Annotated in this window: 20 protein-coding genes; 12 read left to right on the forward strand and 8 right to left on the reverse strand. The window is 67.3% G+C overall.

Going from position 1 to position 19,689, the window contains the following annotated elements; translation table 11 throughout:
• Nucleotides 1–15: 15 nt before the first annotated feature.
• Complete coding sequence (locus AC1GI4_RS13255) at nucleotides 16–1,299, forward strand: glycoside hydrolase family 130 protein (RefSeq protein ID WP_479629825.1); 1,284 nt, start codon at nucleotides 16–18, stop codon at nucleotides 1,297–1,299.
• A gap of 192 nt (nucleotides 1,300–1,491) precedes the next feature.
• Here the strand turns inward: AC1GI4_RS13255 and AC1GI4_RS13260 are convergent, their stop codons facing one another.
• The 5 genes from AC1GI4_RS13260 to hflK all read right to left on the reverse strand — a co-directional run bounded on the left by AC1GI4_RS13260 (nucleotide 1,492) and on the right by hflK (nucleotide 9,343).
• Nucleotides 1,492–3,468 (reverse strand): OPT family oligopeptide transporter, encoded by a 1,977-nt coding sequence (locus AC1GI4_RS13260; protein ID WP_479629826.1) that lies wholly within the window; start codon nucleotides 3,466–3,468, stop codon nucleotides 1,492–1,494.
• Nucleotides 3,469–3,985: 517 nt separating this feature from the next.
• The gene (locus AC1GI4_RS13265) at nucleotides 3,986–5,620 is read right to left on the reverse strand and encodes a helicase HerA-like domain-containing protein (protein WP_479630407.1); all 1,635 of its coding nucleotides are present in this window, start codon (nucleotides 5,618–5,620) and stop codon (nucleotides 3,986–3,988) included.
• 78 nt (nucleotides 5,621–5,698) lie between these two features.
• Nucleotides 5,699–7,228: a Do family serine endopeptidase gene (locus tag AC1GI4_RS13270; RefSeq protein WP_433908926.1), complete on the reverse strand. Its 1,530-nt coding sequence runs from the start codon at nucleotides 7,226–7,228 to the stop codon at nucleotides 5,699–5,701.
• 106 nt (nucleotides 7,229–7,334) lie between these two features.
• The gene (gene hflC / locus AC1GI4_RS13275) at nucleotides 7,335–8,201 is read right to left on the reverse strand and encodes a protease modulator HflC (protein ID WP_294270123.1); all 867 of its coding nucleotides are present in this window, start codon (nucleotides 8,199–8,201) and stop codon (nucleotides 7,335–7,337) included.
• Nucleotides 8,198–9,343, reverse strand: coding sequence for a protease modulator HflK (gene hflK, locus AC1GI4_RS13280; RefSeq protein WP_433908924.1), 1,146 nt, complete (start codon nucleotides 9,341–9,343; stop codon nucleotides 8,198–8,200). Before hflK ends, hflC begins: the two co-directional genes overlap by 4 nt.
• 71 nt (nucleotides 9,344–9,414) lie before the next feature.
• On the opposite strand from hflK, the gene AC1GI4_RS13285 reads away from it, so the two are divergent.
• The 6 genes from AC1GI4_RS13285 (at nucleotide 9,415) to AC1GI4_RS13310 (ending at nucleotide 12,605) form a co-directional block, all read left to right on the forward strand.
• Nucleotides 9,415–10,365: an Mrp/NBP35 family ATP-binding protein gene (locus tag AC1GI4_RS13285; RefSeq protein ID WP_479629827.1), complete on the forward strand. Its 951-nt coding sequence runs from the start codon at nucleotides 9,415–9,417 to the stop codon at nucleotides 10,363–10,365.
• A gap of 93 nt (nucleotides 10,366–10,458) precedes the next feature.
• Entirely contained in the window at nucleotides 10,459–10,893 is a 435-nt protein-coding gene (locus tag AC1GI4_RS13290; protein WP_479629828.1) for a CoA-binding protein, read from the forward strand.
• 79 nt (nucleotides 10,894–10,972) lie between these two features.
• Nucleotides 10,973–11,203 (forward strand): hypothetical protein, encoded by a 231-nt coding sequence (locus AC1GI4_RS13295; RefSeq protein WP_479629829.1) that lies wholly within the window; start codon nucleotides 10,973–10,975, stop codon nucleotides 11,201–11,203.
• A 45-nt stretch (nucleotides 11,204–11,248) separates the two neighbouring features.
• Entirely contained in the window at nucleotides 11,249–11,671 is a 423-nt protein-coding gene (locus AC1GI4_RS13300) for a hypothetical protein (protein WP_479629830.1), read from the forward strand.
• Between the two features lie 102 nt (nucleotides 11,672–11,773).
• Nucleotides 11,774–12,163, forward strand: coding sequence for a hypothetical protein (locus AC1GI4_RS13305; RefSeq protein ID WP_479629831.1), 390 nt, complete (start codon nucleotides 11,774–11,776; stop codon nucleotides 12,161–12,163).
• A gap of 16 nt (nucleotides 12,164–12,179) precedes the next feature.
• Nucleotides 12,180–12,605 carry a hypothetical protein gene (locus AC1GI4_RS13310; protein ID WP_479629832.1) on the forward strand — a complete coding sequence of 142 codons (426 nt, stop codon included), beginning with the start codon at nucleotides 12,180–12,182 and terminating at the stop codon, nucleotides 12,603–12,605.
• A gap of 461 nt (nucleotides 12,606–13,066) precedes the next feature.
• On the opposite strand, the gene AC1GI4_RS13315 is transcribed toward AC1GI4_RS13310, so the two are convergent.
• The gene (locus tag AC1GI4_RS13315) at nucleotides 13,067–13,633 is read right to left on the reverse strand and encodes a 3'-5' exonuclease (protein ID WP_294270101.1); all 567 of its coding nucleotides are present in this window, start codon (nucleotides 13,631–13,633) and stop codon (nucleotides 13,067–13,069) included.
• 122 nt (nucleotides 13,634–13,755) lie between these two features.
• On the opposite strand from AC1GI4_RS13315, the gene AC1GI4_RS13320 reads away from it, so the two are divergent.
• Nucleotides 13,756–15,045: a homoserine dehydrogenase gene (locus AC1GI4_RS13320; protein WP_479629833.1), complete on the forward strand. Its 1,290-nt coding sequence runs from the start codon at nucleotides 13,756–13,758 to the stop codon at nucleotides 15,043–15,045.
• A gap of 188 nt (nucleotides 15,046–15,233) precedes the next feature.
• On the opposite strand, the gene AC1GI4_RS13325 is transcribed toward AC1GI4_RS13320, so the two are convergent.
• Nucleotides 15,234–16,190 (reverse strand): isopenicillin N synthase family dioxygenase, encoded by a 957-nt coding sequence (locus AC1GI4_RS13325; protein ID WP_479629834.1) that lies wholly within the window; start codon nucleotides 16,188–16,190, stop codon nucleotides 15,234–15,236.
• 70 nt (nucleotides 16,191–16,260) lie between these two features.
• Nucleotides 16,261–16,758: a hypothetical protein gene (locus AC1GI4_RS13330; protein WP_479629835.1), complete on the reverse strand. Its 498-nt coding sequence runs from the start codon at nucleotides 16,756–16,758 to the stop codon at nucleotides 16,261–16,263.
• A gap of 150 nt (nucleotides 16,759–16,908) precedes the next feature.
• Here AC1GI4_RS13330 and AC1GI4_RS13335 point away from each other — a divergent pair, with 150 nt between their 5' ends.
• From AC1GI4_RS13335 to AC1GI4_RS13350, 4 genes are all read left to right on the forward strand, one after another.
• A complete protein-coding gene (locus AC1GI4_RS13335) occupies nucleotides 16,909–17,490 on the forward strand; it encodes a class I SAM-dependent methyltransferase (RefSeq protein WP_479629836.1) in 582 nt (193 codons plus the stop codon).
• An 87-nt stretch (nucleotides 17,491–17,577) separates the two neighbouring features.
• Nucleotides 17,578–18,825, forward strand: coding sequence for a multidrug effflux MFS transporter (locus AC1GI4_RS13340; RefSeq protein WP_479629837.1), 1,248 nt, complete (start codon nucleotides 17,578–17,580; stop codon nucleotides 18,823–18,825).
• 76 nt (nucleotides 18,826–18,901) lie between these two features.
• Nucleotides 18,902–19,243 (forward strand): DNA primase, encoded by a 342-nt coding sequence (locus tag AC1GI4_RS13345; protein ID WP_294270086.1) that lies wholly within the window; start codon nucleotides 18,902–18,904, stop codon nucleotides 19,241–19,243.
• Nucleotides 19,240–19,572, forward strand: a complete 333-nt coding sequence (locus AC1GI4_RS13350) for an MliC family protein (protein WP_294270083.1) — start codon at nucleotides 19,240–19,242, stop codon at nucleotides 19,570–19,572. Before AC1GI4_RS13345 ends, AC1GI4_RS13350 begins: the two co-directional genes overlap by 4 nt.
• The last annotated feature ends 117 nt before the right edge of the window (nucleotides 19,573–19,689 follow it).

Here is a 19,689-nt window from a genome sequence, read left to right on the forward strand (position 1 = left end):
CGAGACGGTAGCGCGATGGATCTTTTCAACCACCGGCTGCGGCTTCATGCCGACCCTTCGCGCGTCGTGGTGCGGCCGTTTCATATTGCCTGGGGCGGCGGCAACGGTGCACCGCCCAGCCGCACCGAGCGGCTGGTCGGCGAGGTCCTGGCCATGTCGCCGCAGGAAGCCCGCGACCAGCTGGAAACCGTGCTGAAGGATTTCGAGGCGCGGCATTGGCAGACGCGGCGCGTCTTCATGACCCGTTACGACCAGATCGAGGATCTGCTGAAGCTGGACGGATCGAAGATCAGCGACGAGAAGCGTCAGCTGATCGGCGCCTATTTCTGCCACGAATACAGCTATGCCGCGGCCGCGCTGATGAACCCGTCGGCGGTGCCGCATTTCGACCAGACCGGCATCCAGCCGGGGTCGCAGCGTATCCTGATGTCGATGCGCGCGGTGGGCGAGGGGCATATCTCCTCGGTCGCCTTCCGCGAAGGCATCATCAACGACCAGAACCAGCTGCGCCTCGCGCCCGAGCCGCCCTTCGCGACCGCGACCGACGTGCATGGCTGGGGCGACGAGGATGTGCCGAGCGGCCCGATCACGGTGCATCGCCACCGCGACTCAACGCTGTCGGGCACCGTCATCTTCCCGATCACCCAGGCCCAGTCCAAGGGTCTGGAGGACATGCGCATCGTCCAGTTCACGCATGACGACGGCGCGGTCGAGTGGATCGGCACCTACACCGCCTATGACGGCTCGGGCATCCAGTCCGAACTGATGCGAACCCGCGACTTCCGGGCGTTCGACCTCGTGCCGATGACCGGCGCGGCTGCGCGCAACAAGGGCATGGCGCTCTTCCCGCGCAAGGTCGCCGGGCAATATATGATGATCGGGCGGCAGGACGGCGAGAATCTGTTCCTGCTCAAGTCCGACTCGCTGACGCACTGGGACGAGGGCGAGAAGATCCTGACCCCCGTCTATCCGTGGGAGCTGGTGCAGATCGGCAATTGCGGCCCGCCCATCGAGACGGACGAGGGCTGGCTGCTGCTGACCCACGGCGTCGGCGCAATGCGCAAATATTCGATCGGCGCGGCGCTGCTCGACAAGGACGATCCGTCCAAGGTGCTCGGCCGGACGAAGCAGCCGATCCTGGCCGCCAAGGATCAGGACCGCGAGGGCTATGTGCCCAACGTCGTCTATTCCTGCGGCGCGATCCGCCACGGCGATTCCCTGTTCCTGCCTTACGGCATCGCGGACAGCTCGATCGGTTTTGCGTTCGTGAAGATCAGCGAGTTGCTCGCCGCGATGTGATGTCCAAGTGGTGCGGGTGCCGTCCCGCGCCATTGAGACTTATCTCTTCCTCCCCCTTAGGGGGAGGGGGACCATCCGAAGGATGGTGGAGGGGTATCCCCGCTATCGATAGGGTAACACCCCTCCGTCAGGCCTTCAGCCTGCCACCTCCCCTTACAGGGGAGGAATGACCGCCAGTTCCTGTGATAAGGATCAGCGCACCGCTGGCGGCAGGCTCACGACCTGACGGCGGGTATAGCGATACAGCGCCGCCACGATTCCCAGGAACAGGATCGTCCCCCCGACCAGCGCGGGGGTGGCGAAACCGTCTCCGACCAGTGCCAGCGGCGCGTCCGAGTTGGTCAGGTACACAATCCCCGCAAAGCCCACGCCCCACAGGCTCTCACCCACGATCAGCCCCGTCGCGGCCAGCACGCCCAGCCGCTCGGCGGCCTCCGGGTTCGCGCTGCGCTTGGCCCAGCGGTCATAGGCGTGGCCGATCACCGCACCGACCACGACGGGCAATGTCGCCGACATGGGCAGATAGATGCCCAGCCCCACGCCCAGCGGGGGGAGGCGCAGCCAGCCGAGCTTGCCGCACAGCTCGTCGACGACAATCACGCCGACGCCGACCAGCGCACCCACGCCGATCATCGTCCAGTTCAGGTCGCCACCCAGCACACCCTTGGCCAGCGCGGAGATCAGCGCGGCCTGCGGTGCCGACAGCGCGTTCGGTCCCGCGCCCGGCGTGCCCGCAAAGCCCAGCGTGGCGTTGAGCAGGTCGAGCACCGGCGGGATCACCAGGCTGCCGAAGACGACGCCGATCATCAGCGCCACCTGCTGCTTCCACGGCGTCGCGCCGACCAGCTCGCCGGTCTTCAGGTCCTGGAGATTGTCGTTGGAAATGGTCGCAACGCCGAACACAATGCCGGTGACGATCAGGGCATAGGCGACCAGCGCCTGGGTCGTCTCGGGCGGGGTACCGCGCCCGAACAGCCCGACCAGCAGCAAAGCGGCGGCCAGGACGGACAGGATGCCGATCCCAGATACCGGGCTGTTCGACGCCCCGATCAGGCCCGCCATATAGCCGCAGACAGCCGCGATCACGAGGCCGATGAGCAGGATGAACAGCAGCGCACCACCGATCAGCGCAACGCCTGACGCCGCCAGCGGCCCGCCCGCGATTACCGACCAGAGCAGCCCCGCGATCGGCACCAGCGTCGCCAGCGCGACGGCAGTGACGATCCCGATCGGCAGGTCGCGTTCACCGATTGCCAGCACCGCGCCGTCGCGCTTGGCGGAGGCGGCGGCCAGCGAGGAGCGGATGCCGCCGATGACCGGCCCGATGATCTTCAGAAGTGTCCAGATCGCCGCCACGCCGATGACGCCCGCACCCAGGAAGCGCACATCGCGACTGAAGACTCCGCCTGCCCATTCGGCGACTGGCCCGGCCGAGGGCGACATGGCGGTGAGGATGGGTAGCGCGACCCACCAGCCGATGGCGATCCCCGCCAGCATCGCGATGCCGACCGACAGGCCGACCAGATGCCCGACGCCGATCAGCGCGAAAGAAAGCCCGCCCGAAATCCCGGTCGCGCCCGCGCCGGTACGGAACCAGATGGCGGCCTCCGCGACCGCCAGCTTGGTCTGGGTCAGCACCGCGAAGGCGGCCGAGGCGATGGCGTTGACGACGATCAGGCGCAGCCCGGTCGCGCTCTCCGCCTCACCCTCGCGGCTGCCCGCGCCGACCTTCAGCACTTCGGCGGCGGCTCGGCCTTCGGGGTAAGGAAGGTCGGTGTCGACGACGAGCGCGCGGCGCAAGGGGACCGAGAACATGACGCCCAATATGCCGCCCGTCGCGGTGATCCCGGCGGTCAGGAGGTAGGGAAAGCCCTGCCACCAGCCGATCATGACCAGACCGGGCAGCACAAAGATGATCGCCGCCAGCGTCCCCGCCGCCGAGGCGACCGTCTGGACGATATTATTCTCCAGCACCGAGCTGTTCGGCAGGTAGCGCAGGATCGCCATCGAGATGACCGCCGCCGGGATCGAGGTGGCGAAGGTCAGCCCGACCTTCAGACCCAGATAGACGTTTGCGGCGGTGAACAGCAGGGTGATGATCCCGCCCAGCGCGATACCGCGAAGGGTCAGCTCGGCGATGGGGGCGGTCGTGGTCGGGGTACGGCTCATGCGCGCAGATGTGGCAGAGTGCGGGGCGCTCGCCTAGCGTTTCGTGGCGGGCGTGGGCTTCGACTTCGCTTAGCAGGGGCGGGGAATTTACACCCCAACCTCCGTTCAGCCTGAGCGAGGTAGAAGGCCCAGGGACTCCATCGCCGCCGACCCTCACCCTTCTGGCGATCGAGCAAGATGACATGAGATGAACGCACCCCTCCCCTTCAGGGGAGGGGCCGGGGGTGGGGCGTGTCCACAAACGTGTGGCCTGTGGTGAGGCCCCACCCCAACCCCTCCCCTGAAGGGGAGGGGCTTACATTGGTTCAAGGCAATGTCCTCACAATCTGAGACGCCTCCCTCGCTCCCTCCCTCTCCCAGCGGGAGAGGGAAGGGCCCCGCCCCGGCGGGTGGGAAGGGTGAGGGCGGTGCCTTCGCCTTCGCGCGACCCATTCCATCGAGGGGGACCGATCCCGTGGTCTTCGACGTCGCTCAGGCTGAACGGAGGTTGGGGTGGCGGTGCTGGAAGGGGGAAGCATTACCCCCGAAACAGATTCCCCAGCACGCCGCGCACCACCGCGCCCACGATCCCCCCGCCCGCGCTGTTCGATCGCCGCCGCGATCCACCGCCGAACACCTGCTTGCCGATCTCGTTGGCGACCTGTCGCCCGATCGAGGAACTGGCCGAGCGCGCCGCGCTGCTCGCCATCTTGGCCCAGGGCGAGTTCGCGGCGGCGCGCTGTTCGGCGATGCGGGCGCGTTCGGCCTCCTTGGCGGCCTTTGCGTCCGCCTTGGCCTGTTGCGCCGCCTGCTTGTCGGCTTCGGTCGCCGCCTTGGCCTCGGCGGCCGCGGCGGCCGCCTCCTGCGTCTTGGCGGCGAGCAGTTCCTCGGCCGACTCGCGGTCGATGGCCTCGTCATATTTGGTGCCGACCGCGTCGGTCTCGACCAGCACCTTGCGTTCCTCGGGTGTCGCGGGGCCGACCCGGCTGCGCGGCGGGACGATCAGCGTGCGCTCGACCGGCGAGGGCGAGCCGTCGGGCTGGAGCAGCGAGACCAGCGCCTCGCCGACCTTGAGCTCGGTGATGGCGGTGGCGACATCGACACCGGGGTTCGCGCGGAACGTCTCGGCGGCCGAGCGTACCGCCGCCTGATCGCGCGGGGTGAAGGCGCGCAGCGCGTGCTGGACCCGGTTGCCCAGCTGCCCGGCGATCTTGTCGGGCACGTCGATCGGATTCTGGGTGATGAAATAGACGCCGACGCCCTTGGACCGGATCAGCCGCACGACGCGCTCGATCGTGTCGACCAAGGCGGGCGCGGCCTCGTCGAACAGCAGATGGGCCTCGTCGAAGAAGAAGACCAGCTTGGGCTTGTCGGGGTCGCCGATCTCGGGAAGCTGCTCGAACAATTCGGACAGCAGCCAGAGCAGGAAGGTGGCATAGAGCTTGGGGCTGGCCATCAGCTGGTCGGCGGCCAGGATGTTGACCACCCCGCGCCCCGCATCGTCGGTGGCGATCAGGTCGCTCAGTTCGAGCGCGGGTTCGCCGAAGAAATGCTCGCCCCCTTGCGTGCGCAACTGGAGTAGCGCGCGCTGAATCGCGCCGACCGACTGTTTCGACACATTGCCGTAGGTCGTGGTCAGCTCGTCCGCCCGCGCGGCGCATTCGGCCAGCATCGCCTGGAGATCGTCCAGGTCGAGGAGCAGCAGTCCTTCCTTGTCCGCGACGTGGAAGGCGATGGTCAGCACGCCCTCCTGCGTCTCGTTCAGGCCCATCATGCGCGCGAGGAGCAGCGGCCCCATCTCCGACACGGTCGCGCGAACCGGATGGCCCTGGGTTCCGAACAGGTCCCAGAACTGCACAGGCGCCGCGTCATAGGCCCAGTCGGTCATTCCCAGTTCGGCGGCGCGGGCGGCGAAGGCGGCATGGGTCTTGCCCATCGCCGATCCGGCCAGGCCCAGGCCCGACAGGTCGCCCTTCACGTCGGCAACGAAGCTGGGCACCCCGGCGCGCGAAAAGCCCTCGACCATCGTCTGCAGCGTCACCGTCTTGCCGGTGCCGGTCGCGCCCGCGATCAGGCCGTGCCGGTTCGCGCGCTTGAGGTCGATTGCCTGTGGCTTGCCGCCACCCATGCCGATGAAGATGCCGTCCATGGTGCGCATATTATCGCGGTGAATGGGGACGGGAATAGCAAAAGGCCGCCGCACCCCTGGGATGCGACGGCCTTTCGTGCCTGCCCGTAAAGAGCGTGCGGGTTACTTGATCCGCAGCGGGATCAGCGCGCCTGCGATCTTGCCGCGGGTGATCTGCGCCAGCACCTGCGGACGGCCCGCGGCCTTGGCGGCGGCGACGACCTGCTGGAGGTCGGCGGCGCTGCGGATCGGCGTGCCGTTGACGGCGGTGATGACGTCGCCGCGCTTCAGCTTGGACGCCGCATCGCTCGACGGATCGACCGCCGCGACGACCACGCCCTGCGTCGACGGATCGACGTTGATCGCGCGCGCGATCGCAGGCGTCAGGGCCTGTACTGCCAGACCCAGGCCGCCGCCGGGGGTGGGGGTGGTCTGCGCATCGTCATCCTGGTCGGGGAAGGCATCCGAGCCGTCGCCCATGGTCGAGCGCAGTTCCTCGTTCGAGGGGCGGGTCGCGGCGGTGGCGGTGACCGATACCGGCTTGCCGTTGCGCAGCACCTCCAGGTTGACGCGGCCGCCCGGCGGCACGTTTGCGATCAGATAGGACAGGGTCTGGTCGGGGGTCACCGACTGTCCGTTGACCTTCGTCACGACGTCGAACGCCTTCAGGCCGGCCTTGGCGGCGGGGCCATTGGGTTCGACCTTCGCGATGATCTCGCCCTGGCCCTTGGGCACGCCGAGCGAAGCCGCGACATCGTCGGTGACCGGGCCACCGATCTGCACGCCCAGATAGCCGCGCTCGATCTTCTGACCCTTCATCAGACGGTCGATGATCGGCTTGGCGTCCTCCGCCGGGATGGCGAAGCCGATGCCGATATTGCCGCCCGACTGCGAATAGATCTGGCTGTTGATACCGATGACGTTGCCGTTCATGTCGAACATCGGGCCGCCGGAATTGCCCTGGTTGATCGCGGCGTCGGTCTGGATGAAGCGGTCGTTCGCACCGCCCTGTCCGGTGACGCGGTGTACCGCCGAGACAATACCGGCGGTGACGGTGCTCGACAGGCCGAAGGGCTGGCCGATCGCCAGCACCCAGTCACCCGGACGCGCGCGCGACGAATCGCCGAAGCGGACGAAGGGCAGGTTCTTGCCGTCGATCTTCAGGACCGCGAGATCGGAGGTCTCGTCGCGGCCGACGACCTTGGCGGTATATTCCTTGCGGTCGTTGAGGGTGACGGTGATCGAATCGACCGACGCGCCCGCCGCGCCCGGCGCGATGACGTGGTTGTTGGTGACGATATAGCCGTCGGGCGAGATCAGGAAGCCCGAGCCCAGCGACATGCCCTCACGCTTTTGCGGCTGCGGCCCGGCCTGACCGCCGAACTGGCCGAAAAAGCCCTCGAACGGCGTACCAGCAAAGGGGTTCGCCTGCTGCTTGGTGGTGATCGACTGCTTGGTCGAGATGTTGACGACGGCGGGCTGGAGCTTGGCGACCATGTCGGCAAAGCTCATCGGCGCACCGGCGCGCGGGGCGACTGCCTGGATCGCCCCGGGTTCGTTCTGCGCGACCTGGGCGGTCCCGGGCTGAAGGGCCAGGGTCGCGGTCGCGCCACCGAGGAGGAGCGCACTGGTAATGGCGTAGGCGTAGCGCACTGGGCTAGGGTCCTCTCAAAGAAAATTCAGTTTGACCGTGACCTATTTGCCACGGCCAGGCTGAACGACGCTTGAATATGAACGAGCGGAAAGGTGAATTGTCCACCTATCGGCCCGGCGCGGTAAATTCCTTCAAATAGCTGTTCTCGGGCGACAGAATGATCTGGGTCGACCCGTGTTCCTGGTTCGAGCCGTCCGCGCCGAAGGTATGGCGATAGGACTGCATGGCACGATAGAAGTCGTAGAAGCCGGGATCCTTGCCGAACGCCTGGGCATAGATTTGCGCGGCTTCGGCATCGGCGTCCGCCCGCACGATCTGCGCCTGCTTCTGCCCTTGCGCGGCGATGGTGATCGCTTCCTGCTGGCGGGCGGTGCGCATCCGGGCGAGCGCGCTGTCGAGCGGCGTGCCCTCGGGCAGTTCGGCTTCCTTGATGCGGACGTCGACGATCTGGACGCCATATTGGCGCGCGATTCGGTCGAGCCGCACCTGGATCGCGTCCATCACCTGGCCACGCTCCGGGCTGAGCAGTTCGGACGACCGACGCTTGCCCAACTCGTTGCGCAGCGCCGAACCGAAGATCGGGCGAAGCTGGTTGATGACGCCGTCCACGCTGCCCGCCGTCGCCAGCATGCGGCGCGGATCGATCACGCGGAAACGGGCGAAGGCGTCGACATTCATGCGCAGCTGGTCGGTCGACAGCACCTGGGTCTTTTCCAGGTCGAGGTCGAGCACGCGCTTGTCGACCCAGACGATCCGGTCGACGAACGGGATGCGCGCGATCAGGCCCGCGCCGCTATCGCCCAGCTGTTCGCCCTGCCGATAGCCGTTGACCACCCGGCGCGGCTGTTCGAAGCGATAGATCACCGCCTGCTTGGTTTCCGGTACTATCGCGAAGGTCGAAGCCGCGATGATGACCGCGACCAGCAGGGCGACGCCCAGCACGATCGGGTTGCGTGCGTTCAGGCCGTTCACTGGCCACCCCCCTGACCGGAACCGGCGGCTGGCGTAGCGGGAGCGGTCGCGGTGATCTCGGGCGGCAGCGGCCGGGGCTGCGCCTTGGACAGCGGCAGATAGGGCACGACGCCCGGCGTCTCGACGATGGTCTTGTCCGACTTGGCCAGCACGGCCTCCATGGTCTCGTAATACATGCGGCGGCGGGTCACTTCGGGGGCCAGGCGATACTGTTCATACACCTTGTCGAACTGCGCTGCCTCACCCTGGGCGCGGGCCACCACCTGTTGCGCATAGGAGCGCGCCTGGTTGACGTCCGCGACCGCACGCTGCTGCGCCACCGTCACCTTGTTGAAATCGTCGACGATCTGCTGCGGCGGGGCGGCCTGCTTGATCGCCACGCCCTGGATGCGCACGCCCGAGCGATACTCGTTCAGGATCGACTGGGTCAGTTCCTGCACCCGCTGTTCGATGCCGGTGCGCCCCGATCCCAGCGCCTGGTCGAGCGAGGTGTCGGCGATCACCGCGCGCATCGCGCTTTCGGCCGCCGCCCGGACGGTTTGCTGAGGTTGGGCCAGACGGAAGGCATAATCGGCCGGATTGGCGATGTCCCAGCGCACCGAATAGGTCAGGTCGATGATGTTCTGGTCGTTGGTCAGGACCAGATTCTGGCCCGAGCCTTCCGGAAAATTCTCGGTGCGGATCTTCTGCACGTCCAGCACCCGGACATTGGCGAACGGCGCGGGCGCGGTGATCTGGATGCCCGGATCGAGGATGCCGGTATAGCGGCCGAAATAGGTGACGACGCCGCGCTGCTGCGGGCCGATCGGGTGGATCGAGGTGTAGAGCAGCCAGACGACGATCAGGATCGCCGCGCCGATCGCCCAGAGCGTCCGCCCGCCGGGTGCGCCGGGAAGCCCGCCGAAACCACTGCCCGATCCGCCTGGCCCTTCACCGGGGCCGCCGCCGCCGGAGCCACGCGCCTTGCGGATGAATTCGTCCAGCGCGGTGGGCTTGCCCGGCGCCTTGCGGCCGCCCGGCGGCACCGCCCAGGGGTTGCGGGGACCATTGTCGGGGTCATCGCCGGACCCGCCCCAGGGGCCCTTTGGCGTGTTCGCGGCCAGAATGGGGGGGCGTTGAAACCGGCCCGTCAGCTTTCTCATGTTCATCGTTATAGGAACGGTTCGCCGACAAAAACAGTGCCAAGCCGCGCATCGCGTCCTATCTGCCGCGCATGAGCATCATCGAGACGGTAAAGGCGGCGGTCGCCGCGGTGGCGGGCAAGCGCGCGAATGTACGGATGGAGGGCGCGCGGGCGGGGGTCGTGCTCGACACCACCGGCCTGGACGGCGCGGGCCGCCACGCGCTGGAGGAAGAGGTAAAGGCCGCCGCGATCCAGTCGGGGGCCGAGGATGTCCGTGTCGTCCTGACCGCCGAGAAGCGCGAGCGTCGCATCATCGCGGTCGCCAGCGGCAAGGGCGGGGTGGGCAAGTCCACCCTGTCGGCCAATCTCGCCATCGCGCTGGCGAGGGCTGGCCGCAAGACCGGCCTGGTCGACGCCGATATCTATGGCCCGTCGCAACCGCGCCTGATGGCGGCGGAGGGCGTGAAGCCGGTCGCGCAGGACGGCAAGCTGCAACCCGTGCCCACGCCCTATGGCGTCTCGCTGCTGTCGATGGGCCAGCTGGTCGAGCCGGACAAGGCGATCGCGTGGCGGGGGCCGATGGCGGCGGGCGCGCTGAGCCAGCTGGTCGACGGCGACTGGGGCGCGACCGAGCTGCTGGTCCTGGACCTGCCGCCCGGCACCGGCGACGTACAGCTGACCATGGTACAGAAGCATCGCCCGGCGGGCGCGGTGATCGTCTCGACGCCGCAGGATCTGGCGCTGATCGACGCACGCCGCGCGATCGACCTGTTCACCAAGGCGGGGGTGCCGATCATCGGCCTGGTCGAGAATATGGCGGGCTATTGCTGCCCGCATTGCGGTGGCATCTCCGACCCGTTCGGTTCGGGCGGGGCGGAGGCGGCCGCCGCCGAGCTGGGCATTCCGTTCCTGGGCCGGGTGCCGCTGACCATCGCGATTCGCACCGCCTCTGATGCGGGCCGGCCTCCGGCGGCGGGCGAGGGCGACACGGTCTTTTCGCCACTGGCGGACAAGGTTGTTGAATGGCTCGCTCGGGCATGATGAAACCGGCATGGCGGCGGGGCGTTAGACTGCGATAGCCTGCCGCCCCTGCCCGAAAATGTCCGGCGCCGGTGGGCAACAAGGGGATAGCCGATGCCGTTGACCGCTGATGACGATATTCGCGAGCTGTTGGCGAATGCGCGGACGATCGCGCTGGTCGGCGCGTCGGATCGGCCGGATCGGCCGTCCTATGGCGTTATGAAGCGCCTGCAGGACCATGGCTACCGCGTGATCCCGGTCAATCCGCAGATCACCGGCGAGCATGTGCATGGCGAGTTCGTTTTTCGCGAACTGGCTCAACTGGGCGATCCCATCGACATCGTCGATATCTTCCGTCGATCCGAGGCGGCCGGGGATGTGGTGGATGAGGCGATCGCGATCGGCGCCAAGGCGGTCTGGCTGCAGCTGGGCGTCGTCAACGAAGCGGCCGCCGCGCGAGCCGAAGCCGCTGGTTTGAAGGTCGTGATGAACCGCTGCCCCGCGATCGAGATACCCCGTCTGGGCATCGCGCCGGTCGGGCAGGACTGACAAGGTACAAAGGGGCGAAGCGCGATATTCAAAGGGGAGAGAGACGATGGTGCCGTTGCTGTTGTTATGGGCTGCCCCGATGGCGGATGGAGAACAGAAGCTGTCCTTGCCGCGCCTGACGCCCGCCTGCACCCTGTCCCGCTGTCACGGCGACAAGCGTCCCTCGCCCTATCGCCTGACCCCCAGCCATGTGGTGCCGACCGATTCCAAGGCGCGCGCCTTTGCCAATGACGGGACCTATTGCGCGGTGGTCGGCGACAAATATTGCACCAGCAAGCCGCGCACCCTGTTCCGCACCGCGATTGATTAGCGGCGGCGATGGGCGCTAGGTTCGCCGAACCGAGGAGGATCGCCGATGCTGCCCCTGTTATTGGTCGCCGTGCAGGCCGTTCCCGCCGCTCCGTCGCCGGGGCATGAGCGGGTTTCCATCCTTCTCCCGGATTGCCCGGCATCGGCGGACGCCAAGCAGGACGTCGTCGTTTGTGGTCGTCGACCGGGAAGCGACCGCGCGCCCGAATTGCGTGACGCACCGTCCGATCGTCCGATGCCCTCGAATCCTGCCATGACGGGCATCGGCGCTTTGCGTGCGGAGGGGACGCCGTGTGCGGCCACCCAATGGGGTTGCTCCTCGCAGCTCAATCTGGTCGCCCCTGCGCTGATGCTCGCCAACGAGGCGCGGGTCGGCCTCAGCAAGCTGTTCGACAAGGCGCGCGACAAGAGCAACCGGGTGCCGATCGCGCTCGACGGGCCGGGGCCGCAGGGGCATCTCGAACCCTGAGCGAAAGCGGGACTCTTTCGGCGCTGGCGGTCGGCCCGGAAAAGCGGCATGATCGCCCCGCCCCGGCCTTCAGGCACGAGCGGGCGATGCCGGGAGGGCGTCATGATTGCGACGATGCTAGTCATGGTGATGGCGGGACTGTCGGGGCAGGGCGAGGATGCGCCGCCGCCCTCGGTCGATACGATCATGGCGAAGACTCGCCAGTTGACCAGTGTCGAGACACGCTGCGTCTATGATCCCAACCACGCCGACATCACGGTCTGCGGCCGCCGTAATGCGGATCGCTTCCGCATCCCCTTCGCACTGCCGCCCGAACCCGGCGATCCCCGTCATGAAGGGGTGATGGAGGAGCGTACCCGGCTGCTCGCCCGGACCACGCCGGTCAAGGATCTGTCGCCCTTTCAGGTCGGTGGCGGCATGGCCGGGGTGACGATGGACACCAACGCGCGGGGGAGCGGCGGCAAACCCACCCTGCGCCAGCCCGCGCCGTGACCAAGGGGGATGCGCGATGATCCCGCTGTTGCTGATCGCCTTGCAGGCGGCGCCCGCCGCTCCGCCGCCGGGGACCGAGCGTTTTTCGATCCTGACGCGCGATCCCTGTCCGCCCTCGGCCGGGACGGAGGCGGATATTCTGGTCTGTGGGCGGCGGTTGGGGAATGACCGGCTGCCACATGATCCGGACGCGCCGCCCGCCAAGCCGCTGATGTCCAATCCCGACTTGACCGGCGCGGGCGCGCTGGCGGCCGCCGGTACACCTTGCGCGGCGCGGCAGGCAGGATGTCAGGTCGGCATGGACGTCCTCACTCCCGCCCTGCTGCTCGCCAACGAGGCGCGGATCGGGATCAGCAGGATCGTCGACAAGATGCGCGACAAGAGCCGGCGCGTGCCGATCGCGCTCGACGATGCCGGGCCTCGGGGGCATCTGGAGCCCTGAATTTGCGCGAATGCCGAGCCCCTCCCGTCCAAGGGAGGATTTCTCTGCAAAACTCCCTCTCCGCCATCCCGGCGAAGGCCGGGATCCATTTGCGGGGCGACGGTAAGTTACTCTTATGGTTGCCCAACTGGACCCCAGCCTCCGCCGGGGTAATACATTTTCCTAGACCGTGATGACGTTGCGTTGAACCAAGGCGAGCCCCTCCCCTTCAGGGGAGGGGTTGGGGAGGGGTTGGGGTGGGGCCTCGCCACGGGCCGCACGCTTGCGGAGGCGCCCCACCCCCGGCCCCTCCCCTGGAGGGGAGGGGTGAGTTCATCTCATGTCATCATGCTCTAGGCGACGTGCGGACCTTCGCAGAGGAATCAAGGGAGGAATGGGGGCCTGTTCTCAGGCTGCGTACCTGTCGAAGCGCACCGCCCTCCGCCCCTCCCCTCCAGGGGAGGGGAGATTATTGGACTTCATCAGCCGCGCCGGACCTGGCGTCGCGAGCGAGCGGAGGGTGGCGGCAGGAACCAGTCGGCCAGCGTCATGCCCGTCTCCGCCATCGCGCGCAGCACGACCTGACCCGCTGCGCGCGCATCGCTGAGCGCGTCATGGTGGCGGTGCTCCAGTTCCAGGAACGCCGCCAGCGTATTGAGCTTGTGATTGGGCAGCTCCGGCCAGGCGCGCCGCGCGATCGTCACACTGTCCAGCCAGCGCGCGGCGATGGGCGGCAGGGCGTCGCGCTCGCACGCGCGGCCCAGCGCGCCCTTGTCGAAGCTCGAATGCGCCACCGTCACCCGCCCGGCCAGATGCCCCGCCAGTTCGGGATGCAGCGCGGCAAAATTCGGCTTGCCCAGCACATGGTCGGCGGTGATGCCGTGGATGGCGACATTGAACGCGCTGAACTCGTCGCACGGGTCGACCAGCGTTTCATAGGTGAGCACTTCGACGCCCGCGGCATAGCCGACGATGCCGATCTGGCAGATGCTGCTGGTCCGCGAACAGGCGGTTTCGACGTCGATGACCACGAAATCGGGGGAGATCATGAACGGCCTTTAGCGGCATTGCCCCATTCGAGCAATAAAAGGTCGCTGACCGGCTCGACAGCGACCGTTTCTATCCGCTACCGGCCTGCACTCAACAAACGCTCCGATACGGGATTTGGACGATGGGCGATGCTTTGCGAGTGGCTTTGGCGGGATTGGGCACGGTGGGGGGCGGCGTCATTCGCCTGCTCGATGCGAACCGTGACCTGATTACCCGGCGCGCCGGTCGCCCCATCGAAATCGTCGCCGTGTCCGCGCGCGACCGGACCAAGGATCGGGGCGTCGACCTGTCGCGCTTCGAATGGGTGGACGACACCGCCGCGCTCGCCTCGCACCCGAACGCCGATGTCGTGGTCGAGCTGATCGGCGGGTCGGACGGCCCGGCGCTGACGCTCGCACGCACGGCGCTGGGGGCGGGACGCGGTTTCGTGACCGCCAACAAGGCGATGCTGGCCCATCACGGGCTGGAACTGGCGCAGAAGGCCGAGGAATCCAACGCCGCGCTGAAGTTCGAGGCGGCGGTCGCGGGCGGCATTCCGGTCATCAAGGGCCTGCGCGAGGGCGCGGCCGCCAATGCCATTGCGCGCGTCTATGGCATCCTCAACGGCACCTGCAATTTCATCCTGTCGAAGATGGAGGCCGAAGGCCGCGACTTCGCCGAGGTCTTGGCGGAGGCGCAGGCGCTGGGTTATGCCGAGGCGGACCCCAGCTTCGATATCGACGGCGTCGATGCGGCGCACAAGCTGTCGATCCTGGCGGCCATCGCCTTCGGTACCCAGCCCGCCTTCGACGACGTCGCGATCGGCGGCGTGCGCCATGTGCTGGCCGCCGATATCGCGCAGGCGGCGGCGCTCGGCTACCGCGTCCGCCTGGTCGGCGTCGCGGAGGAGGGGGCGAACGGCCTGTTCCAGCGGGTGCACCCGCATCTGGTGCCGCTCGACCATCCGCTGGCGCATGTCACCGGCTCGACCAACGCCGTCGTCGCGGAGGGCAATTTCGTCGGCCGCCTGCTGTTCCAGGGCGCGGGCGCGGGCGACGGCCCGACCGCCAGCGCGGTGGTCGCCGACCTGATCGACATCGCGCGCGGTGAATATGGCGCATCCTTCGCCATGCCTGCGCACGAGCTGACCCCGGCGTCCAAGGCCGATAGCGGCGAACGGCGCGGCCGGGCGTATCTGCGCTTCACGGTGCAGGACAAGGTCGGCGTCCTGGCCGAGATCGCCGCCGCGATGCGTGATGCGGGGGTGTCGATCGAAAGCCTGATCCAGCGCGGCGAGGCGGCGGACGGTGGCGTCATGATCGCCATCGTGACGCATGAAGGGCCGGAACGCGCGGTCGCGCAGGCGCTGGAGCGGTTGCGCGGGAGCCAAAGCTTGGTCGGGCAGCCGCTGTTGATGCATATTTTGGGGTGAATGTTGAGGAGGTTGGGCTCGGTGAGACCCCGTGCCCTCCCCCAGCCCCTCCCGCCTGCGGGAGGGGAGAAGAATGCCTTCCCCGTCTCCGGGGGTGTTATTTGAATTCAAACCTAGGCTCTTGCCGCGCCCCTCCCGCAAGCGGGAGGGGATGGGGGAGGGCAGGGTGTCTCACCGAGCCCGCCCTATCACTTCTTAATCAACCCGATCTCCACCAGCCGCTCGAACAGATAGTCATGCGCGGTGATTGGCTCCGGGTAACGATCCGGGTGCCCCTCGCTCACCGTCCCCGGCAGCGTCTTGATAAGAAAGTCCGGCGCCGGGTGCAGGAAGAAGGGCATCGAATAGCGCGAGAAGCTGCGCCGCTCGACCGGCGGGTTGACCACCCGGTGCGTGGTCGAGGGCAGGACATGGTTCGTCAACCGCTGCAGCATGTCGCCGACATTGACCACCATCGCGCCCTCAGGCGGACGGATGGCCAGCCACTCGCCTGAATCGCGGTCGAGCAGTTCCAGCCCCGCTTCCTCGGCGCCGAGCAGCAGGGTGATGAGGTTGATATCCTCATGCGCCCCCGCCCGGACACCCTCGGCATCGGCCGGGATCGGCGGATAGTGGAGCAGGCGCAGGACCGAATTGCCGTCCTTCACCGCCGGGTCGAACCAGTTCGGCTCCAGCTTCAGATGGCGTGCGATGGCGGAGAGCAGTCGGTCGCCTGCCCGGTCGAAGGCCGAGAAGAGTTCGACGAAATCCTCGCGAAACCCCTCGGGCCGGTCGGGCCAGATATTGGCGGGCATCCGGTCGGCATAAGGGTGGCCCTCGGGCAGTTCGCGGCCGACGTGCCAGAATTCCTTCAGGTCGACGACCTTGGCATCCTTGGCGATTTCGGTCTTGAACGGGGTGTAGCCGCGCGCGCCGCCGCCGCCGGGGACATGGTAAGCGCGCTTCTCATCCTCGGGCAGGTCGAACAGCGCCTTGGTCTGCGTCCAGGCGCGGTCGATCAGGTCGGCGGGGACGCCGTGATCGGCGACGATCGCGAAGCCGAACCGCTCGAACGATTGGCCCAGCGCGGCGGCAAAGCCTTCGGGGTCACGGTCCTGGTCGGCGAGGCTGAGCGTCGGAACCTCGGCGGAGCGGGTGTCGGTCATGGCGATATGTCCAGAAAAACGAATAGGCTGGCCTCTATATAACGCGCCCGTCATCCGCGAACAGGGTGCGTCATCCGCCTAGCGTGATCGTCCCCGTCGATCGATCGCCGCCCGCGGGGCGAAGATCGAGGCGGAAGGATTTCTCCTCCGCCGTCTTGCCGACCAGCGCGCCGCCCCGATCGGTCAGGGTGAAGTCGGCCTGATCCATCTTGTCGCGAAACCAGTCGCGCACGGTCGCCGGATCGGCCGGGCTGTCGAAGGTCATGGTGAACGCCTTGTCGCGCCCATTGCCGACATCGACGTTGCGGATCGTCGAGCCGGGATAGAGGTGCACGCCGTTCAGCTCGAAATTATCGGCCTCCATCGACACCTTGGGCAGCTTGAACGCACCCGAAAAGCCGGGCAGCGCCAGCTTCACTTCGCCCGACTTGCCATCGACCGACGCCAGCGTTTCGCCGTCCGAACCGTTGACGGTGATCGACGTGCCCTGGCTGGGCCGATCACAAGCGGACAGCGCCAGCGCCGCCAGCAGCGGGAGGGCGAGGGGCGAGCGGGACAGGATGGACATGGCGATAAACTCCTTACGCGTCCTGTGGGCCGAGATGGCTGACCGGGGATTGTCGGCCTGCTATGCTTTAGCCACGCTGAATGTCCGCCTTTAACAGTTGGATGGCGCTGTCGGTGCCAGGGGCGCGGCAATGCTGGAAGGAACCATGCGGTGACGACTGACACATCCGAAGGCTGGGATGCCGTTGCGAAGACGTTCATGGCGGTTCGTTCGGAGGTCGGTGCGAACATCGTTCGCCGCTGGGCGATGGACGCCTTCCCGCCATCGACGGCGATCCTCGACCTGGGTTGCGGCTCCGGAATGCCGATCGCGCGGGCGTTGGTCGACGAGGGCTTTTCGGTATGGGGGATCGATGCGTCATCCTCACTCCTTGCCGCCTATCGCGCCCATTTTCCCGAAATGCCCGCCCTTTGCGAGCCGGTGCAGGGCAGCGAGCTATTCGGGCGACGCTTTGCCGGCGTCGTGGCGATCGGCTTGATCTTCCTGTTGGCGGAGCCCGATCAAGGCAGGCTGCTGGAGAAGGTGGCGAAGGTGCTGGAACCGGGTGGACGCTTCCTGTTCAGTGCCCCGCATCAGCGATGCGAATGGCGCGACAGCCTGACCGGGCGCGTTTCCCGTTCGCTGGGGGCGTCGGCCTATGCGGAACGGTTGCAGGCGTGCGGGCTGCTTCTGGCCGATCGCCTGATCGATGAAGGACAGAATCATTATTACGACGCGGTGAAACCCGGCTGACCTTGGAAGTCGGAAGGGCAACCATGAGGCGGCCGCCGGGTTTTCCCGGTTTCCCTCTCCGTCCATCTCCCCTATGTGGCAGCCATCATGTCCGAATCCCGTTCCGTTGATCCGGTGACGCCCGTCACCGCCGAGCCCCCCGGTGCGCCCATCGGCTTTGTCGAGTTCGTTCTGCTGATCGCCGCGCTGATGGCGCTGACCGCGTTGGGAATCGATTCGATGCTGCCCGCGCTGCCTGCCATCGGGGAAGCGCTGGGGGCGTCGCCTGCTGCGCGGCCGTTCGTCGTCACGGCGTTTCTGATCGGTTTCGGCGTAGCGCAGCTGGTGCATGGGCCGCTGGCCGATCGCTATGGACGGCGGCGGGTGCTGATCGTCGCGCTCGTCATCTACATCATCGCCAACGGGGCGTCGGCGGTCGCGGGCAGCTTTACCCTGTTGCTGGTTGCGCGGGTCTGTGCGGGGGCGGCGATCGCGGCGACACGGGTGGCGACGGTGGCGCTGGTCCGCGACTGCTATCACGGGCGCGCCATGGCGCAGGTCATGTCGATCGCCTTCATGGTGTTCATGATCGTGCCGATCCTGGCGCCTGCCTTCGGCGAGCTGGTGCTGCTGTTCGGCAATTGGCGGCTGATCTTCTGGACGATCGCGGGGCTCGCGACGCTGGTCCTGGCCTGGTTCTCGCTGCGCATGCCCGAGACGCTGGCGGCGGAGGCGCAACTGCCCATCTCCGCCTCGCGGATCGTCGGCGGCTGGCGCGAGACGCTCGGCGACCGGCTGTCGCTCGGCTATACGCTGGCGGCGACCGCCTTGATGGCGGCGCTCTATGGCTATCTCAATTCGGTGCAACCGATCATGGCGCAGACCTTCGGACGCGAAAAGCTGCTGGCGCTGATCTTCGCCACCACTTCGGTCACGATGGCGGCGGCGAACCTGCTCAATTCGCGGATCGTCATGCGGCTGGGCACGCGCCTCATCAGCCACAGCTCGGTCACGATCCTGATCGTCGTGTCGGCGATCCACCTTGCGATCGCGCATTTCGGCGGCGAGTCGCTGATCGTCTTCGCGGTGCTCCAGGCGATCACGATGGCGTGCTTCGGTCTGGCGACCTCCAATTTCTCGTCGATGGCGATGGAGAATATGGGGCGGATCGCCGGTACCGCATCGAGCGTCCAGGGCTTTACCAGCGTCACCATCGGCTCGGTGATCGGTGCCGGGATCGGCCAGGCCTATGACGGGACGACGCAGCCGCTGACCCTGGGCTTCCTGATCGCCGGATGCGCGGCCTTTGCCTTCGTCTTTGCGACCGAGCGCGGGCGGATGTTCCGCCCCGCCTGACGTCTGCCGATCGAGGCCGGGGGAACCGCCCGGCCCGCCCCCGTGTTCCCCCTCCACAGTTCAAGAGGAGGCAGTGATGGGCGGACATCAGGTTCCAAGCCAGGGACCCGGCGACGATGGCTGGGACGAAGAAGGCTATGACGAAAGCCAGCGCGCCGAAATCCTGGAGGTGACGCGCGACGGCCCCAGCGACGGCGTGCTGCTGACCGATATCGAACCCGATTTGGGCGACGACAGCGTCGAGGACGAGCCGATCGGCGAACTCGACATGGACTCCGAAGCGGTGGGGACCAGCGATGCCTCGGTCGACATGGATGCCGAGGATATCGACGAGGACGATCTCCAGGAAGATTTCGAGGACGACACGGTGGCCGACGGCGATATCGACGACGCCGACGACACCGCCCTGCGGCCATGAACGGCCTGCCGATCGCCCTGGCGGCGGGCGGGATCGTGTTGGTCGGTTGTTCGACCATGCCCGATCCGCGTGCCGCCTCGACCCTGCCGCCGATGGTCTCGACGACCTTCCAGTGCGAGAATGGCAGCAGCTTCTGGGTGCGCTTCGACAATCGCGACGACAGCGCGCTGGTGCGCTTCGGAGACGATCTGGAGATGCGGCTGGAGGGGCAGCGTGTCGCATCCGGCATCCACTATGCCGGTTTTGGTCACGACCTGCGCGGCAAGGGGGGTGAGGTTGTTTTGACACGCCCCACGGGTGATTCCGTACGTTGTACCGCCGCGAGGTAAGGACGGGGTACGGAAACGAGGCTGAAAAGTGGCGGAAATCCGCCATTGCCGCATTCCGCCCCCAATTGGTTCATCTTGATGACAGGAAGTGTGGCTCTGGCGCCACAGGTTCCGGCA

It is taken from the genome of Sphingomonas sp. 77B (genome assembly GCF_056497825.1).

Excerpts from the sequence above, each read along its gene's own strand:
- AC1GI4_RS13315 (WP_294270101.1), bottom strand. The coding sequence starts at position 13,633 with ATGATCTCCCCCGATTTCGTGGTCATCGACGTCGAAACCGCCTGTTCG.
- hflK (WP_433908924.1), bottom strand. The coding sequence starts at position 9,343 with ATGAGAAAGCTGACGGGCCGGTTTCAACGCCCCCCCATTCTGGCCGCG.
- AC1GI4_RS13325 (WP_479629834.1), bottom strand. The coding sequence starts at position 16,190 with ATGACCGACACCCGCTCCGCCGAGGTTCCGACGCTCAGCCTCGCCGAC.
- AC1GI4_RS13290 (WP_479629828.1), top strand. The coding sequence starts at position 10,459 with ATGCCGTTGACCGCTGATGACGATATTCGCGAGCTGTTGGCGAATGCG.
- AC1GI4_RS13340 (WP_479629837.1), top strand. The coding sequence starts at position 17,578 with ATGTCCGAATCCCGTTCCGTTGATCCGGTGACGCCCGTCACCGCCGAG.
- AC1GI4_RS13285 (WP_479629827.1), top strand. The coding sequence starts at position 9,415 with ATGAGCATCATCGAGACGGTAAAGGCGGCGGTCGCCGCGGTGGCGGGC.
- AC1GI4_RS13345 (WP_294270086.1), top strand. The coding sequence starts at position 18,902 with ATGGGCGGACATCAGGTTCCAAGCCAGGGACCCGGCGACGATGGCTGG.
- AC1GI4_RS13255 (WP_479629825.1), top strand. The coding sequence starts at position 16 with ATGGATCTTTTCAACCACCGGCTGCGGCTTCATGCCGACCCTTCGCGC.
- AC1GI4_RS13305 (WP_479629831.1), top strand. The coding sequence starts at position 11,774 with ATGATTGCGACGATGCTAGTCATGGTGATGGCGGGACTGTCGGGGCAG.
- AC1GI4_RS13320 (WP_479629833.1), top strand. The coding sequence starts at position 13,756 with ATGGGCGATGCTTTGCGAGTGGCTTTGGCGGGATTGGGCACGGTGGGG.
- AC1GI4_RS13300 (WP_479629830.1), top strand. The coding sequence starts at position 11,249 with ATGCTGCCCCTGTTATTGGTCGCCGTGCAGGCCGTTCCCGCCGCTCCG.
- AC1GI4_RS13260 (WP_479629826.1), bottom strand. The coding sequence starts at position 3,468 with ATGAGCCGTACCCCGACCACGACCGCCCCCATCGCCGAGCTGACCCTT.
- AC1GI4_RS13330 (WP_479629835.1), bottom strand. The coding sequence starts at position 16,758 with ATGTCCATCCTGTCCCGCTCGCCCCTCGCCCTCCCGCTGCTGGCGGCG.
- AC1GI4_RS13295 (WP_479629829.1), top strand. The coding sequence starts at position 10,973 with ATGGCGGATGGAGAACAGAAGCTGTCCTTGCCGCGCCTGACGCCCGCC.
- AC1GI4_RS13310 (WP_479629832.1), top strand. The coding sequence starts at position 12,180 with ATGATCCCGCTGTTGCTGATCGCCTTGCAGGCGGCGCCCGCCGCTCCG.
- AC1GI4_RS13350 (WP_294270083.1), top strand. The coding sequence starts at position 19,240 with ATGAACGGCCTGCCGATCGCCCTGGCGGCGGGCGGGATCGTGTTGGTC.